Raw genomic sequence first — 15,713 nt, forward strand, 5'->3', positions numbered from 1 at the left:
CCGTGGACTCCGCGCTGACCTGGCAGCAACTGCGAGACCTGAAGCTGGAAAAGCTCACCCACGCAGCCGACGGATGGGGTACGGCATCCCGGCATGCGGACTCCGCACGCGAGCAGATCGACGGCCGCATGAGCGGTCCTCTGAGCAAGACTCAGGAGAGTGAATCCGCGCAGGCTGCTGTCAAACGCCTGAAACGATTGGCTGACAACTACCACTACGTGCATGCCGAGTGCGGACTCATCAGAGGAGTCCTCGACGGTCTGGCGGCAGAGTTGACCACGCAACGCAAGGCTCTTGTCGAAGCTCTCGACGACGCCGCAGCGCTCGGTTACACGGTCGACGACAAGGGTGGTGTCACCTACCCGGCCGACGGTGCGAACGAGGAGACGGGTGAAAAGTTCCCGGGTGGCACCGTCTACGGTGAGGACGGCCGCTTCACTCCAGGCAACGCGGTTCCGTCGTCCGGGAAGCACCGGCTGTACCGGCCCGGCCTCGGTGACATCGACGGCAAAGTCAAGGTTCCCAACCCAAATTACGCGAAAGCCCAGGAGATAGCCAACCGTATCTCGTTCGCCGTGCTTCGGGCTCAGGGCACCGACGTTACGTACTGCGGGGCACTGGAAAAGCTGAAAGCTGCTCCAGGTCTGACCGTGGATACCAGTACATGGGCGGATGTCGCGTCCGACGTTGACGCGGTCGGCGCATCCGCGTTCTCCTACCTTCGGGGCAAGATTCCGCTGGAAAAGTCTCCTTCCGAGCGGAAGGAGTGGTGGGACCACCTGTCGGCGGACGAGCGCGACGAGTACCTCACGGCGTTCCCCGGGCTCATCGGAAGTCTGGACGGCATCCCGGCGACGGTCCGCGACGACGCCAACCGAGAGAACCTCACGTTCCTCATAGCGAAGCTCGAAGAACACGACGACGACCTGTCCAAGGACCAGCTAGAAGGCATGAAGGGAATCCAGGCCAAGCTCGACGCAGGCAGCAATCCGCCCATGTTCCTTCTCGGCATCGGGGACGAGGGAAACGGACGTGCGATCGTGAGCTACGGGAACCCAGATACTGCGAAGAACGTCGCCGCATACGTTCCGGGCCTCGGCACGGCGCTTGACGGTGATTTCGCGGACGACACGGTCCGCAGGGCGTTCCAAACGGCAAAGGGAGCACGCAAGTATGACCATTCGACGGCCTCCATCGTGTGGCTGGGTTACGACGCACCCGGGCTCACCGAGGTAGCCTCGACCGAAAATGCAGTGAAAGGCGCGCCAGAGTACCGGAGCTTCATGGACGGGATACAAGCGACCAATTCACACAAGAACCCCCACATCACTGCAATTGGACACTCTTACGGCTCCCTGCTGGTCGGTACGGCAGCGCGAGAAAGCGGCGGCATACCAGGGGCCGACGACATCGTCCTGTTGGGCAGCCCGGGCACTGGAGCGCAGAGGGCCGAAGAATTGAATGTCAACAAAGGCCATGTTTTTGCCGCTTCTGCTGGAAACGACCCTGTTTCCTGGCTTCCCGGTAAGCGAGGCCTTCTGGGCCCGGTCCAGGCGGTGGACAGTTACATGGACGACCAACGCTGGTTCGGCAGGGATCCGGTCAGTGAGGAGTTCGGCGCGGTCCGTATAGAATCTGGGGACGGTCCACTGCCGCTCTACCTTTCAGGCGACGGACCGACGCCGGCCCACTCCGGCTACTTTGACCCCGAGAGGAACCCCTCCGCGGCGAACAACATTGCCAAGATCGTCGCCGGCCGGTCGGACATAGTCACGACGGAAGATCCCCGATGAACAGACTCACCATTCGGATGACCGGCATTGCCCTGAGCGTCCTGGTCGTGGCCGGTTGCGGTGCGACGGGTGGAGGCGGCGCGAGTGTGAAGGGGAACTCGAAAGTGGATATGCAGGAGGCGGCGGAGAAGGCCGACGCTCTGATTCACGGGACCTTCTCCGCGGTCAGGCCCCCGGTGGACTGGACGCACGACACCTCGGACCACGGCAGTTGCGAGGGATCGGACGAGTTCGGGGATGTCACCCGGCGTGCGGTCGTCATGACGAGGGTGTCCGCGGAGAGGCGCGGGGCCCTGCTCGGCGTCATCGAGCGGTACTGGAAGAAGGCGGGGCTGAGGATCACGGAGGTCAACTCCGACAAGGAGTTCCCCGAGATGTACGCCGAAACCAGCGACGGCCTGCTGCGGACCAGTCTCGTCGTCGGCGGGGAGGGGCAATTCTTCCTCGATGTCCAGACCGCATGCGTCAAGACGTCCGACGTGAGCGGGCCAACGACACGCGGACGCGGACCCAGCTACTACGGGAAGGAAGTTCCGCGCCCCCGCGTGAACGACCCCTTCTGGTCTTCCCCCGAACCGGTCAGCCGCTGAACCTTGTTACCTGACGGCCTGTCAGTTTTAATGGAAACATGATGGGACACGCAGGAGCGGCCGCCGTCGCTGTGCGGTATCTCGGCCCCGGGGCCGTGGGGCCGTTGCCCCGGGCGGAGTTGCGGTGTGTGCGGGAGGGGGAGCGGGCGCCGGTCGGGGTGGGGGAGTTCCGGCGGGTGCTCGGGAGTTTCGCGAGTGGTGTCACGGTGATCACCGCGCCGGCCGCCGCGGGGGAGCCCGGGCCCGCCGGGTTCGCCTGTCAGTCGTTCTCCTCGCTCTCCCTCGAACCGCCGCTGGTGTGCTTCATGGTGGGCCGTACGTCCACGACGTGGCCGCGTATCGCCCGGGCCGGTGTCTTCTGCGTCAACGTGCTCGGTGCCGGCCAGGAGGAGTTGTGCCGGGGCTTCGCGGTGAGCGGCGGGGACAAGTTCGCGGGGGTGGCGTACGACCCCGCGCCCGTGTCCGGGGCGCCGCGGCTCGCCGGTGCCGCCGCCTGGATCGACTGCACCGTCCACGCCGTGCACACCGGGGGTGACCACCTCATCGTCGTGGGACGGGTGGACGCCCTCGGTGCGGACGGCCCGGACGAGCCGCTGCTCTTCCACCGGGGGCGGTTCGCGCGGCTCGGCGGCGGGTGAGCCGGCGGGTCGGCGCGGCGGTCAGCCGCCTGCGGCGGGCGCGAGGGCGGCCGGTCCGGTGCGCCGGATGACCAGGGACATCAGGGCCGCCGCCGCGCACAGCGTGCCGGCGGCGTACCAGACGACGTCGTAGGAGCCGAAGACGTCCCGGGCGGCTCCGCCGAGGTAGGCGACGAGGGCCGCGCCGACCTGGTGGGAGGCGAGCACCCAGCCGAAGACGATGGCGCTGTCCTCGCCGAACTGCTCGCGGCACAGGGCCAGCGTGGGCGGGACGGTGGCCACCCAGTCGAGGCCGTAGAAGACGATGAAGAAGAGCATCGGCGGGTGCACGGCGGGGCCCAGCAGCATCGGCAGGAAGAGCAGGGACAGGCCGCGCAGGGCGTAGTAGACGGCGAGCAGGCGGCGCGGTTCGAAGCGGTCGGTGAACCAGCCGGAGGCGATCGTGCCGACGACGTCGAACACGCCGATCACCGCGAGCAGCGAGGCCGCCGTCGTCACGGGCATGCCGTGGTCGTGCTCGGCCGGCACGAAGTGGGTCTGGACCAGGCCGTTGGTGGAGGCACCGCAGATCGCGAAGGTGCCGGCGAGCAGCCAGAAGGTGCCGGTGCGCACGGAGGTGGACAGCACGGAGAGCGTGCGGCGGGCGGCGCCGGTGAGCGGGGGCGGCTTGGGCACGAACTCCGTCGCCCCGTACGGAGCGACGCCCGCGTCGGCCGGGTGGTCGCGCAGCAGCAGCCAGACGAAGGGGACCACGGCGAACGCGGACAGGGCGACCGTGACCGCGGCGGGCCGCCAGTGGTGGTGCTCGACGATCCACGACAGCAGCGGCAGGAAGACCAGCTGGCCGGAGGCGGAGGCCGCGGTGAGGATGCCGCTGACCAGCCCGCGCCGCTCGGTGAACCAGCGGTTGGTGACCGTCGCGGCGAAGGCCAGCGCCATCGAACCGGTGCCGAGTCCCACCAGCAGGCCCCAGCACAGCAGCAGTTGCCAGGCCGCCGTCATCCACACGGTCAGGCCCGAGCCGAGCGCGATCACGGTGAGGGCGGCGGCGACCACACGGCGGATGCCGAAGCGGTCCATCAGCGCGGCGGCGAACGGCGCGGTGAGGCCGTACAGCGCGAGGTTGACGGAGACGGCCGCGCCGATCGTGCCGCGCGACCAGCCGAACTCCTGGGTCAGCGGGTCGATGAGCAGGCCGGGCAGGGAGCGGAACGCCGCCGCGCCCGTGATCGTGACGAAGGTGACGGCGGCGACGAACCAGGAGCGGTGTACGCGGTGGGGCCGGGCGGGCGGGGCCTGGACGGGGGCGGCTGCTGGGCTTGTCTGAGTCACGTCACCCAGCCTCCGGTGCGCATGACCACGCATCGAGTGGCCCGGCGGACAGCCTTCGCTACGATCGGGCCATGACGACCACCGGGGAATTCCGGCCGCACCGGGTCGCCGTCCTCGCCCTGGACGGCCTGCTGCCCTTCGAACTGGGCATACCGCACCGGATCTTCGGCCGCCCGCGGGACGCGCGGGGCCGGCACCTCTACGAGGTCCTGACCTGCTCGGTTCGGCCGCCCGGGCTGGTCGAGACGGACGCCGACTTCGTTGTGCGCGTCCCCCACGGACCCGAGCTGCTGGCCACGGCCGACACGGTGATCGTCCCGGCGTCGTACGAGCGCGGCCCGCTCTACGACGAGGGACGGCTCACCGACGAGCTGGCCGACGCCCTGGCCCGGATCCGTCCCGGCACCCGGCTCGCCTCCATCTGCACCGGCGTCTACGTCCTCGCCGCCGCCGGCTACCTCGACGGCCGCCCCGCGACCACGCACTGGGCCGACGCCGAACACTTCCAGCGGCTGTTCCCGACCGTCAGGGTGGACCCGGACGTGCTGTTCATCGACGACGGGGACGTGCTGACCTCGGCCGGGGTGGCCGCCGGGATCGACCTGTGCCTGCACATGGTCCGCCGCGACTTCGGCACGGCCGTCGCCAACGACGTGGCCCGCCGCACGGTCGTACCGCCCCACCGCGATGGCGGCCAGGCCCAGTACATCCACCGGCCGGTCCCCGACCCTCAGCTGGCCACGACGACCGCGGCCCGCGCCTGGGCGCTGGGCCGGCTGCACGAGCCGATCCAGCTGCGGGACCTGGCCGAGCAGGAGGCGATGTCGGTACGGACCTTCACCCGCCGCTTCCGTGAGGAGGTCGGCGTCAGCCCCGGCCAGTGGCTCACCCAGCAGCGCGTGGAGCGCGCCCGGCACCTGCTGGAGTCCACCGACCTGTCGATGGACCAGGTGGCCCGGGAGTCCGGCTTCGGCACGGCCCAGTCGATGCGCCAGCACCTACAGGCGGCGCTCGGCGTCACCCCCACCGCCTACCGGCGCACCTTCCGCACCGGCGGCGCCGCCGAGCGCAACGGCGGGGTCGGCAGCCTGCGCTGACCGGCCGGCGCGTATCTCCCCCCACCAGCCGACCGACGTCAGCAGCAGGGTCAGGGCCACTCCGGCGAGGATCGCCGTCGAGGGCGCGGCGAGCGGCAGCAGGGCGCCGGCGAGGGAGCCGGTGGCCGCGTAACCGGCGCCGACCGCGGCGTACATCACCGAGTAGCCGGCGGCCAGCGCGGCCGGCGGGAGCACCTCGCGCAGGGACAGGTTGCGAGTGAGCATCGCGCCGGACTGGAGCAGCCCCGCGAGGGCCAGCGCCACCGCGATGCCCGGCGCGCCGGGTATCAGGGCGACCGCGGCCACCGCGGCCGACATCCCCGCCATCAGGACCACGCTGCGGGTCCTGAGCCGCCCCGGCCAGGACCGCAGGCCGTACAGGAAGGCGCCGGCGGCGGAGGACACCGACATCACGGTGAGCAGCGGGCCCGCCCAGCCCACGCCGATACCGCGCTGTTCGAGCAGGGCGGGCAGGACGAGTTCGGCGAGGGCCAGCAGGGACAGGCTCGCCGCGCCCGTGACGTACACCGGCCAGGCACGGGCCAGCACCCGCAGCCGGGAGACGCCCTTGCCGTCCCGCCCGCCGCGTTCGTCCTGCTCGTCCGCGGCCCAGCCGGCCGGCAGGGCCCACAGGCCCCCGACGGACGCCGCCATCAGGGCGGCTTCGAGCAGCAGCGGGAAGCGGGGGCCCGCGCCGAGGGCCAGACCGGTGACGGTGGCCGGGGAGACGGCCCAGACACCGAAGGTCAGCATCGACTCCGCGGACAGCGCCTGGGCCGCCGCGTGTCCCGGGACCAGGGAGGTGAGCAGCGCGCGCAGACCGCCGGGCGCCGCGGCGGGACCGGCGCCGGCGAGGAAGGCGAAGACCGCGAGGATCGCGGCGGGCGTGTCCGGGAACACGCCCAGGCCCGCGAAACCGGCCGCGCCCGCCACGAGACCGGCGGCCAGGTGCGGCCGGGCTCTGCGCGGGTTCAGCCGCATGCCGAGCACGGGAGCGCCGAGGATCTCGCCGATCACGTAGGCGGCGGCCAGGGCCGCGCCCAGGGAGTAGCCGCCGGGGCGCTCGCGGACCAGGAAGACGAGGGCCAGCGGGGCCATGGCCACCGGCATACGGGCGCCGACGGCCACCAGGGCCCAGGTCAGGACCGGCCGGGAAGCGACATCGCGGTAACTCATGCCTCGACGGTAGGGGCCGGCACCGACAACCGGCTCCCCGGTGTCCCGAGCCTGTGGACAACCTCACGTCCGCCCGCGCCTGACGGTTCCTCACGCACGTTCAGAAGGTGAGCACCGCCCGCGCCACCCGCCCCGCCTCCGCCTCGGCCCGGGCCTTGTCGAAGTCCTCCACCGGGAACACCGCGGTCACCAATTCGTCCAGCATCAGGCGTCCTCGGCGGTACAGCTCGGCGTACAGGGCGATGTCCCGCTGGGGGCGCGAGGAGCCGTAGCGGCAGCCGAGGATCGACTTGTCCAGGTACAGGGAGGAGACCAGGAAGGAGGCCTCGGCCGTGGCCGGGGGCACGCCCAGCAGGACCGCCTGGCCGCGCCGGCCGAGCAGGTCGACGGCCTGGCGGATCAACTCCACCCGGCCCACGCACTCGAAGACGTGGTCCGCGCCCGTCGGCAGCAGCTCCCGCACCCCTTCCGCCGACGTCAGGAAGTCGGTCGCGCCGAACCGCCGGGCCACCGCCTCCTTGGCCGGGTTGGCGTCCACGGCCACGACGGTGAGGGCGCCCGCGAGCCGCGCGCCCTGCAGGACGTTCAGCCCGATCCCGCCCGTGCCGATCACGACCACACTGTCCCCGCGGTCCACCCGCGCCCGGTTCAGCACCGCGCCGACGCCGGTGAGGACCCCGCACCCGATCAGCGCGGCCGAGGTCGGCGGGATGTCCCGCGGAATCCGCACCGCCTGCACGGCCTTGACGACCGTACGTTCCGCGAACGCCGAGCTGGCGGCGAACTGGTACACGGGGTCCGCGTCCGCGCCCCGCGTGAACGGCTTCCCCGGGCGCCCGATCGCCTGCCGGCACATCGTCGGCCGCCCCCGGTCGCACTCCGCGCAGGTACCGCAGTGGGCGAGCGTCGACAGGGCCACGTGGTCACCGGGCGCGACATGGGTGACGCCCACACCCACGGCCTCCACGACCCCGGCGCCCTCATGGCCGAGCACCACCGGTGCCGGGAACGGGATGGTGCCGTCCACCACCGACAGATCGCTGTGGCACAGCCCGGCCGCCGTGATGGCGACCAGCACCTCGCCCGGCCCCGGCTCCCGGACCGCCAGGTCGTCCACGACCCGGACCCGCCTGCCGTCGAACACCACACCGCGCATCACCCGGCCTCCTTCGGCTCGCCCGGCAGACCGAGCACGCGCTCGGCGATGATCGTGCGCTGGATCTGGTCCGAGCCGCCGTAGACGGTGTCGGCCCGGGAGAACAGGAACAGGTGCTGAGCGGCGTCGAGGGGGTACGGCGACGCGGGCGTCCAGTCCTCGGGACCGGCGGCCGCAGCGGCGCCACGGACCTCGACGGCCAGCTCGCCCAGCCGCTGGTGCCAGTTCGCCCACAGCAGCTTGGCCACGCTGGGCGCGCCCGGGACGGCGGGGCCGGTGGCACGGCCGAGGGTGCGCAGCGCGTTCCAGCGCATGACGCGCAGTTCGGCCCACTGCCTGACGAGCCGGGCCCGCAGCACCGGGTCGTGTACGGCCCCGGTCTCCACGGCGGCCCGGACGACCTCCGCCAGTTCCCGGGCGAAGCCGATCTGCTGGGCCAGGGTGGAGACCCCCCGCTCGAACCCGAGCAGGCTCATCGCCACCCGCCAGCCCTGCCCCTCTCCTCCGACGACGTGTTCGACGCGCGCGCGTGCCCCGTCGAAGAAGACCTCGTTGAAGTCGCTCGTGCCGGTCAGCTGCCGGATGGGCCGGACCTCGATCCGGCCGGGCTGGTCCATCGGCACCAGCAGGAAGCTCAGCCCGTGGTGCCGGCGCGCGTCCGGGTCGGTCCGGGCCAGGACGAAGCACCAGTCGGCCTCGTGGGCGAGCGAGGTCCAGATCTTCTGCCCGGTGATCCGGTGGTACGCCCCCTCGCGCACCGCCGTGGTCCGCACCCCGGCGAGGTCGGAGCCGGCACCGGGTTCGCTGTACCCCTGGCACCACAGCTCCTCCCCGGCCGCGACGGGCGGCAGGAACCGCCGCTTCTGCACGTCGTCGCCGTGCGCGAGGAGGGTCGGGGCCAACAGGTTCTCCCCGATGTGCCCCGAGCGGGGCGGCGCCCCCGACCGGGCGTACTCCTCGGCCCAGACGACCTGCCGGGTGAGCCCCACGGTGCGGTTCCCGTACCCGGACTCCGACCAGCCGAGCCCGATCCAGCCGGCGGCGCCGAGGGTGCGTTCCCAGGTCCGGCGGCCCGTGGCGGAGCCGGCGTGCTCACCCAGCCAGTGCCGGACCTCGGCCCGGAACGCGTCGTCCTCTTCGCTGAACCCGAACTCCATGTCAACCACCTTGGATGAAGGGGCCCGTGTCGATGCCGGGCGGGAAAGGGGGTGCGCTCGTCCGCGCCGGCGGGGTCTCCCGGGCTGTCAGGCGTTGGGCCGGGAAGCAGCCCGCGCCGCCTCCTCCATCGCCGCCACCTCGGAGAGCATCGGCATCGGATCCACACCCACCGACCCCGGCAGGAGCTCGGCGAGGGTCTGCGGGGTCCACCCGCCGGTGGCGTACGCGGCCCGCAGTTCCCTCGGCTGCGCCCAGACCGCGATCTTCGGTCCGGCGACCGTGTACACCTGCCCGGTGACGCCCTGCGCGGCGGCGTGGTCGGAGAGCAGGTACACCACGAGTGCGGCCACGTCCTCCGGCTCGCCGATCTCCGCCAGCCGGACGGGCACGTTGGCCGACATCCGGGTACGGGCCACGGGCGCCACGGCGTTCGCGGTCACCCCGTACTTGTGCAGGCCCAGCGCGGCGCTGCGGACGAGGGAGATGATCCCGCCCTTGGCGGCGCTGTAGTTGGCCTGGGAGACGGAGCCCTGATGGTTGCCGCTGGTGAAGCCGATCAGTGTGCCCGAGCGCTGTCTGCGCATCACCGCGGAGGCGGCCCGGAACACGGTGAACGTGCCCTTGAGGTGGGTGGCGATGACCGGGTCCCACTCCTCCTCGGTCATGTTGAACAGCATCCGCTCGCGCAGGATGCCCGCCACGCACACGGCCCCGTCGATCCGGCCGTAGGTCTCCACCGCCGTGTCCACGACCCGCTGTCCGCCCGCCATGGTGGAGATGTCGTCGGCGACCGCGACGGCCTCGCCGCCCGCCGCCTGGATCTCCTTGACGACGGACTCGGCGACCTCGCCGGCGGGTGAGGCGCCGTCCACGGCCACGCCGTAGTCGTTGACGACCACCTTCGCGCCGTCGGCCGCCGCCGCGAGGGCCACCGCGCGGCCGATGCCGCGCCCGGCACCCGTCACGGCGACGACCCTGCCCGCCAAGAAGTTCCCCATCCCCGGCCCCTTCCCGCAGTTTCTGACGGCCCGTTAGATTTGTGGCAACGCCAGACTGGCCCGCCGAAGGCGCGGACACAAGCCCCGGGGAGGCACCGGATGGCACTGCCGCAGGAGTTCCACGACATCGCCGAGCGGGTGAACAACTGGGGCCGCTGGGGCGCCGGCGACGAGATCGGCACCCTGAACCTGATCACGGACGAGGTCGTCCGGGCGGCCGCCCGCGAGGTGCGCACCGGGCGCCGTGTGCCGCTCGCCCTCCCGCTCCGGCAGGACGGCGTGCAGACGGGGATGATCCCGGGCCGGATCGACCCGTTGCACGCGATGGTGCAGATCAACCAGGAACTGTTCGGGCCGGGCACGGTCGCGTGCAGCGACGACGCGGTGACCATGGGCCTGCAGGCCGGCACCCACTGGGACGCGCTGACCCATGTCTCGCACTCGGGGAAGCTCTACAACGGCCGTCCCGCGCACACCGTCACCGCGCACGGCGGCGCCGAGTTCGGCGGCATCGACAAGGTCCGGCACCTCGTCTCGCGCGGGGTGCTGCTGGACGTGGCCCGCGCGCGGGACGTGGAGCGGCTGGCGGGCGGGCACGCCGTGACGCCGGAGGACCTGGAGGCCGCCGAGGAGTTCGCGGGTACGCGCGTGCGTGCCGGTGACATCGTGCTCGTACGCACCGGTCAGGTGCGGGTCCTCCTGACCGGGGACCGGCACGGGTACGGCCATCCGTCGCCGGGGCTCTCGGTGCGCTGCCCGGAGTGGTTCCACACGCGCGGTGTGGCGGCGGTCGCGAACGACACGCTCACTTTCGAGATCTTCCCGCCCGAGATCGAGGATCTGTGGCTGCCGGTCCACGCGCTGCACCTGGTGGAGATGGGCATGCTGCAGGGCCAGAACTGGAATCTCGAAGAGTTGTCCACAGCCTGTGGAGAAAGCGGGCGGTACGCGTTCCTGCTGTCGGCGGTGCCCGAGCCGTTCGTGGGCGGGACGGGGGCACCGGTGGCACCGGTGGCGATCCTCTGAAGTAGACGGGGGGCGGTCCTCCGGGAGACGGGGGTGATCCTCCGGGAGACGGGGGGTGTACCTCCGGGACACCGGTGGCGACCCTCCGGGACACCGGTGGCGACCCTCCGGGACACCGGTGGGCGGCGCGCCTCCCCCCACCGTCACACGCACGCGCCGCCACCCCGGGGCGACCCGCCTTCGACGAGGACGGCCGGGGACCCCGGGCCCTCGCCGTCCCCTCGCGGCGAATCGTCGCCCCCAGCCTGATCAGCCGTTCAGGAGACGTCAACGCCGGTGCGCGCCCGTGTTGCGGCACCTCGATCACGGCACCCGCGCACGGTCGCACGCCCGGCGCATCACCGCTCCGGACGGCTACACCGCTTCAAAGGCGAGATCCTCGTACGCGGACAGTCCGCCCCCGTACGCCGTCGCCGCGCTCTCCCGGCGCTGTGAACAGCGGTCCAGCTCGCACCAGATGCTCTTGCCGGCACCCTCCGGGCTCCAGCCCCAGCGGTCGGCGAGGCAGTCCACGAGGGCGAGGCCCCGGCCACCGGTGGCGTCACTGCCGGCGCAGCGGGGGACGGGGGCGCGGGAGCTGCCGTCCTCCACCTCCACCCGCACCGTCGCCGACGCGCGGTCCTCGGCGGCCGGCGCCGGCAGACACAGCCGCAGCACGGCCGGCCGCCCGGTGTGCACCACGGCGTTGGTCACCAGCTCGGAGACCAGCAGGATCAGCGTCTCGGCCAGCGGCTCGTCGGCCGTTATCCCCGATCCGGCGAGCCGCGAGCGGGCCCACCGCCTGGCCCGGCCCACCTCTGCGGGGTCGGGCCGGATCTCCAGCTGCACTTGAAGCACCTGCACCGCTCACACCATCCGAACCGGCGGACACATGACCCCGTACCGGCCGCGCGCCACGGTGTCAGCCGCGGCGGCGATCACGGCGAGGGCCACGATCGTAGCCATTTTCTGCATGGCCAGGACAACGGCCAGAGCAAGGGTCACGGACTGTGACTCCCTTGCGAGACAGCATGGTTGACGTACAGTCACCCCGACAAGCGCTTCGGGCATATTCCCGCGCGAAGGAGTACGCGTACGGCATACTGTGCGACGCGCGTGCCAGGGAGTCGAACAGGCGGGCCTGACCACCCGGTCCGCCCAGCGAGCGGCGGTGCGCACCGCGCGGCCCGGCACCACTCCAGGGGCACCGCCGGCACGGCTCGTACGCGCAGCCACTCGCATCCCACACAAGGTACCCGAGCACCCACCCGACTCCGGGCCGTGACGAGTCCCGGGCAGGACACAACCCGGTATCAACGCTCCGTGATTCCGGTTCGCCACGATCCGCGACATCGTGGGCCAAAGCTTTCCGGGTACGGCGGTCCGGGACGCCCCCGCCGGCTCAGCCCGCGAGCGCGGCGGCGAGCAGTTCCGCACCCTGGGTGCTCCCTCCGGCACGCCGGGCCCGCACCCAGGCCCGTTTCAGGTGTAGATGCACGTCCGCCTCCCAGGTGAACCCCATCCCGCCGTGCACCTGGAGGCAGTCGCGGGCCCCCTGCACGGCGGCCTCGTCGGCGAGCAGCCGGGCGGCGGCGATGTCGGCGGGGTCGGCCGTGACGGCGGCGGCGTAGACGGCGGCGCGCGCGGTCTCGGCCCGCACCAGCAGGTCGGCGCAGAGGTGCTGGACGGCCTGGAACGCCCCGATCGGCCGCCCGAACTGCAGTCGCGCCCGGGCGTGTTCCACGGTCAGCTCGCACACCCGTCCAGCCGTGCCCAGCTGTTCGGCGGCGGTGAGCAGCACGGCTACGGGATCCGGGGGCGGGGGGACGGGACCGGGGGGCACGGAGCCGGGATACGAGGGCGCGAGCCCGCGACCGGGAGACACCGCGACGGGAACCGGGGGCGGCGCGTCGGGGCCCGGGGGCACGGAGCCGGGAGCGGGGGGCGCCGGAACGGTTTCCGCGGGCCCGGCGGTCAGCCGGTGCAGCGGCGTCAGCGGGTCCACCGACCGCAGCGCCACCGCGCCGGACACGTCCCCGCGGACGGCGTCCGCCGCGTCAAGCCACTCCACCAGCCCCCCGTCGGCTGCCGCCACGACCGTCTCCCCGCTCGCCGCGCCGGGCACGGTGCCGGCCGCGAGGTGGGTGGCGAGCAGCGGGCCGGGCAGCAGGGCCCGCCCCGCCTCCTCGAAGGCCAGCACCGCCTCGGGCAGCCCCAGCCCGGCCCCGCCGTCCGCCTCGGGCAGCCGCAGGGCGAAGAACCCCGCCTCCCCGAGGGTCCGCCACAGCGCCCGGTCGAGCCGGCCCGGTGCGTCGACGGCCGCGCGCAGCGCCTCCCGCCCGAAGCACCGCTCCAGCAGTTCCCGCACCCCGGCCCGCAAGGCGGCCTGGTCGTCGGTGAGTCGGAAGCGCACGGTCACCTCCCCCTGGGCAGGCCGAGGATCCGCTCGGCCACGATGGTCCGCTGGATCTGCGAGGTCCCGGCCGCGATCGTGTACGACAGCGAGGACAGCCGGTCCAGCACCCAGGGCCGGTCCAGGTCGAGGCAGTCCGGCCCGAGCACCTCGGCGGCGGCGTCGTACAGCTCCTGCCGGGCGTGCGAGTAGCGGAGCTTGAACACCGAACCGCCGACGCCCGGCACCCCGCCGTTCGCCTCCGCCTCGCTCACGTTCCACTGGGTCAGCCGCCACAGCGCCCGGAACTCCGCGTCGAGCCGGCCCAGCCGCCGGCGCAGCTCCGGCTCGCCCCAGCGTCCGTTCGCCCGGGCCGTACGGGCCAGTTCACACAGCAGCCGGCGGCAGGCGACGACCTCGCCGACGAAGGCGGTGCCGCGCTCGAAGGCGAGGGTGACCAGGGTGACGCGCCAGCCGTCGTTCTCCTCCCCCACCCGGTTGGCGACCGGCACCCGTACCTCGTCCAGGAACACCTCGGCGAACTCCGCCGACCCCGCGAGGGTGCGCAGCGGCCGTACGGTGACGCCCTCGGCGTCCATGGGCATCGCCAGCCAGGTGATGCCCCGGTGCCGGGGCGCCGCGGGGTCCGTGCGGACCAGCAGCTCGCACCAGTCGGCTACTTCGGCGTGCGAGGTCCAGATCTTGGACCCGGTCACCACGTAGTGGTCGCCGTCCCTCCGCGCGCGCGTGCGCAGCGACGCGAGGTCGGACCCGGCGTCCGGTTCGCTGAACCCCTGGCACCACACGTGTTCGCCGCGCAGGATCGGCGGCAGCCAGCGCGCCCGCTGCCCGGGGGTCCCCTCGGCGGCGATGGTCGGTCCTGCGTGCAGCAGTCCGACGAAGTTCGCGCCCACGTAGGGCGCGCAGGCCTTCTCGGTCTCCTCCAGGAAGATCAGCCGGGTGGTCGGGGAGGCGTCCCAGTGCACGTCGGCGTACCCGGCGTCGTACAGCATCCGCTGCCAGCCGAGGTCGTAGGCACGGCGGCCGGGCCAGTCGTCCGGGGACGGCTTGCCCGGCAGGGTGGGCAGCACCTTGGCGAGCCACTCCCGCAGCCGCCCCCGGAACTCCTCCTCCTCCGGCGAGTACGACAGGTCCACTACCGGTCCAGGTCCAGGCCGAGCATGCGGATGGCGTTGCCCCGCATCAGCTTGTACACGGTCTCGTCGTCGAGCCCCTTCACATGGTCGAGGGCGACCTCCTTGGTGTGCGGGAAGGTCGAGTCGACGTGCGGGTAGTCGGTCTCGAAGGTGGCGTTGTCCCGTCCGACCACGTCCAGCGAGGCGACGCCGTGCTTGTCACGGAAGAAGCAGCAGTAGATCTGCCGGTAGTAGTACGTCGACGGGGGCTCGGGGACCAGGTCCCGCACCCCGCCCCAGGCGCGGTGCTCCTCCCACACGTCGTCGGCGCGTTCCAGGGCGTACGGGATCCAGCCCATCTGCCCCTCGGAGTAGGCGAGTGTGAGCCGGGGGAACTTCACCAGGACGCCGCTGAAGAGGTAGTCCATCATCGAGGCCATCGCGTTGTTGAAGCTCAGCGAGGCCTGTACGGCGGGCGGTGCGTCCGGGGAGGCGGCGGGCATCTGGGAGCTGCTGCCGATGTGCATGTTGACGACCGTGCCGGTCTCCTGGCAGACGGCGAAGAACGGGTCCCAGTAGCCGGAGTGGATGGAGGGCAGCCCCAGGTGGGTGGGGATCTCCGAGAAGGTGACGGCCCGCACCCCGCGCTCCGCGTTCCGCCGGATCTCCGCGACGGCCGGTTCCACGTCCCACAGCGGGATCAGGCACAGCGGGATCAGCCGGCCGCCGCTGTCCCCGCACCACTCCTCCACCATCCAGTCGTTGTAGGCGCGCACGCAGGCGAGGGCGACCTCCTTGTCGTGGGCCTCGGCGAAGGTCTGCCCGCAGAAGCGGGGGAAGGTCGGGAAGCAGAGGGAGCCCTCCACGTGGTTGAGGTCCATGTCGGCCAGGCGCGCCTTCGGGTCCCAGCACCCGCGCCGCATCTGCTCCCGGGTGATTCCCTCCAAAGTCATCTCGTCCCGGTCGAAGCCGACGGCGGCGATGTTCCGCTTGTACGGGAACTTCAGGTCCTCGTAGATCCACCAGTCCGTGGGCGGCCCCTGCGGATCCATGGTGATCTGGTACTTCCCGCCGACGTAGGCCAGCTCCCCGATCCCGGCGGTCAGCGGCTGGGGCCCGCGCTCCCGGTACCTGGCCGGGAGCCAGGTCTCGAAGAGGTGGGCGGGCTCGATCACGTGGTCGTCGACGCTGATGATGCGGGGCAGTTCGGTCGCCATGGGTCCCTCCGCCGTACGGTGCGTC

The 15,713-nt window shown here is 72.2% G+C and carries 15 protein-coding genes; 5 read left to right on the forward strand and 10 right to left on the reverse strand.

Annotated elements, in window-relative coordinates:
- The first annotated feature begins 2 nt into the window (after window positions 1–2).
- From ACZ7N4_RS12190 to ACZ7N4_RS12200, 3 genes are read left to right on the forward strand one after another with little or no spacing between them, the layout of a single operon-like run.
- Complete coding sequence (locus ACZ7N4_RS12190; protein ID WP_471356893.1) at window positions 3–1,793, forward strand: alpha/beta hydrolase; 1,791 nt, start codon at window positions 3–5, stop codon at window positions 1,791–1,793.
- A complete protein-coding gene (locus tag ACZ7N4_RS12195) occupies window positions 1,790–2,383 on the forward strand; it encodes a hypothetical protein (RefSeq protein WP_471356896.1) in 594 nt (197 codons plus the stop codon). Before ACZ7N4_RS12190 ends, ACZ7N4_RS12195 begins: the two co-directional genes overlap by 4 nt.
- A gap of 38 nt (window positions 2,384–2,421) precedes the next feature.
- The gene (locus ACZ7N4_RS12200) at window positions 2,422–3,021 is read left to right on the forward strand and encodes a flavin reductase family protein (RefSeq protein ID WP_471356899.1); all 600 of its coding nucleotides are present in this window, start codon (window positions 2,422–2,424) and stop codon (window positions 3,019–3,021) included.
- A 21-nt stretch (window positions 3,022–3,042) separates the two neighbouring features.
- Here ACZ7N4_RS12200 and ACZ7N4_RS12205 read toward each other — a convergent pair whose 3' ends face one another.
- Window positions 3,043–4,353, reverse strand: a complete 1,311-nt coding sequence (locus ACZ7N4_RS12205; RefSeq protein WP_471356901.1) for an MFS transporter — start codon at window positions 4,351–4,353, stop codon at window positions 3,043–3,045.
- A 71-nt stretch (window positions 4,354–4,424) separates the two neighbouring features.
- Here ACZ7N4_RS12205 and ACZ7N4_RS12210 point away from each other — a divergent pair, with 71 nt between their 5' ends.
- The gene (locus tag ACZ7N4_RS12210) at window positions 4,425–5,450 is read left to right on the forward strand and encodes a GlxA family transcriptional regulator (RefSeq protein ID WP_471356904.1); all 1,026 of its coding nucleotides are present in this window, start codon (window positions 4,425–4,427) and stop codon (window positions 5,448–5,450) included.
- Here the strand turns inward: ACZ7N4_RS12210 and ACZ7N4_RS12215 are convergent.
- The 4 genes from ACZ7N4_RS12215 to ACZ7N4_RS12230 form a co-directional block, all read right to left on the reverse strand.
- The gene (locus ACZ7N4_RS12215) at window positions 5,352–6,626 is read right to left on the reverse strand and encodes an MFS transporter (RefSeq protein ID WP_471356907.1); all 1,275 of its coding nucleotides are present in this window, start codon (window positions 6,624–6,626) and stop codon (window positions 5,352–5,354) included. The genes ACZ7N4_RS12210 and ACZ7N4_RS12215 overlap by 99 nt on opposite strands.
- A 100-nt stretch (window positions 6,627–6,726) precedes the next feature.
- A complete protein-coding gene (locus tag ACZ7N4_RS12220) occupies window positions 6,727–7,782 on the reverse strand; it encodes an alcohol dehydrogenase catalytic domain-containing protein (protein WP_471356910.1) in 1,056 nt (351 codons plus the stop codon).
- Complete coding sequence (locus ACZ7N4_RS12225) at window positions 7,782–8,939, reverse strand: acyl-CoA dehydrogenase family protein (RefSeq protein ID WP_471356913.1); 1,158 nt, start codon at window positions 8,937–8,939, stop codon at window positions 7,782–7,784. Before ACZ7N4_RS12225 ends, ACZ7N4_RS12220 begins: the two co-directional genes overlap by 1 nt.
- Before the next feature lie 87 nt (window positions 8,940–9,026).
- Entirely contained in the window at window positions 9,027–9,938 is a 912-nt protein-coding gene (locus ACZ7N4_RS12230) for an SDR family NAD(P)-dependent oxidoreductase (protein ID WP_471356916.1), read from the reverse strand.
- Between the two features lie 99 nt (window positions 9,939–10,037).
- Here ACZ7N4_RS12230 and ACZ7N4_RS12235 point away from each other — a divergent pair, with 99 nt between their 5' ends.
- Window positions 10,038–10,964 (forward strand): cyclase family protein, encoded by a 927-nt coding sequence (locus tag ACZ7N4_RS12235; protein ID WP_471356917.1) that lies wholly within the window; start codon window positions 10,038–10,040, stop codon window positions 10,962–10,964.
- 354 nt (window positions 10,965–11,318) lie between these two features.
- On the opposite strand, the gene ACZ7N4_RS12240 is transcribed toward ACZ7N4_RS12235, so the two are convergent.
- From ACZ7N4_RS12240 to ACZ7N4_RS12260, 5 genes are all read right to left on the reverse strand, one after another.
- On the reverse strand, window positions 11,319–11,792 hold the full coding sequence (locus tag ACZ7N4_RS12240) for an ATP-binding protein (RefSeq protein ID WP_471357154.1): 474 nt from the start codon (window positions 11,790–11,792) through the stop codon (window positions 11,319–11,321).
- 18 nt (window positions 11,793–11,810) lie between these two features.
- Window positions 11,811–11,948, reverse strand: a complete 138-nt coding sequence (locus tag ACZ7N4_RS12245; protein ID WP_189294915.1) for a hypothetical protein — start codon at window positions 11,946–11,948, stop codon at window positions 11,811–11,813.
- 397 nt (window positions 11,949–12,345) lie between these two features.
- Window positions 12,346–13,356, reverse strand: coding sequence for an acyl-CoA dehydrogenase family protein (locus tag ACZ7N4_RS12250; RefSeq protein ID WP_471356920.1), 1,011 nt, complete (start codon window positions 13,354–13,356; stop codon window positions 12,346–12,348).
- A gap of 2 nt (window positions 13,357–13,358) precedes the next feature.
- The gene (locus ACZ7N4_RS12255; RefSeq protein WP_471356922.1) at window positions 13,359–14,492 is read right to left on the reverse strand and encodes an acyl-CoA dehydrogenase family protein; all 1,134 of its coding nucleotides are present in this window, start codon (window positions 14,490–14,492) and stop codon (window positions 13,359–13,361) included.
- Window positions 14,492–15,688 carry an amidohydrolase family protein gene (locus ACZ7N4_RS12260; RefSeq protein ID WP_471356925.1) on the reverse strand — a complete coding sequence of 399 codons (1,197 nt, stop codon included), beginning with the start codon at window positions 15,686–15,688 and terminating at the stop codon, window positions 14,492–14,494. Before ACZ7N4_RS12260 ends, ACZ7N4_RS12255 begins: the two co-directional genes overlap by 1 nt.
- Window positions 15,689–15,713: the final 25 nt, after the last annotated feature.

The organism is Streptomyces sp. NPDC107654 (genome assembly GCF_055639035.1).

Excerpts from the sequence above, each read along its gene's own strand:
- ACZ7N4_RS12225 (WP_471356913.1), bottom strand. The coding sequence starts at position 8,939 with ATGGAGTTCGGGTTCAGCGAAGAGGACGACGCGTTCCGGGCCGAGGTC.
- ACZ7N4_RS12215 (WP_471356907.1), bottom strand. The coding sequence starts at position 6,626 with ATGAGTTACCGCGATGTCGCTTCCCGGCCGGTCCTGACCTGGGCCCTG.
- ACZ7N4_RS12235 (WP_471356917.1), top strand. The coding sequence starts at position 10,038 with ATGGCACTGCCGCAGGAGTTCCACGACATCGCCGAGCGGGTGAACAAC.
- ACZ7N4_RS12210 (WP_471356904.1), top strand. The coding sequence starts at position 4,425 with ATGACGACCACCGGGGAATTCCGGCCGCACCGGGTCGCCGTCCTCGCC.
- ACZ7N4_RS12200 (WP_471356899.1), top strand. The coding sequence starts at position 2,422 with ATGATGGGACACGCAGGAGCGGCCGCCGTCGCTGTGCGGTATCTCGGC.
- ACZ7N4_RS12220 (WP_471356910.1), bottom strand. The coding sequence starts at position 7,782 with ATGCGCGGTGTGGTGTTCGACGGCAGGCGGGTCCGGGTCGTGGACGAC.
- ACZ7N4_RS12260 (WP_471356925.1), bottom strand. The coding sequence starts at position 15,688 with ATGGCGACCGAACTGCCCCGCATCATCAGCGTCGACGACCACGTGATC.
- ACZ7N4_RS12195 (WP_471356896.1), top strand. The coding sequence starts at position 1,790 with ATGAACAGACTCACCATTCGGATGACCGGCATTGCCCTGAGCGTCCTG.
- ACZ7N4_RS12230 (WP_471356916.1), bottom strand. The coding sequence starts at position 9,938 with ATGGGGAACTTCTTGGCGGGCAGGGTCGTCGCCGTGACGGGTGCCGGG.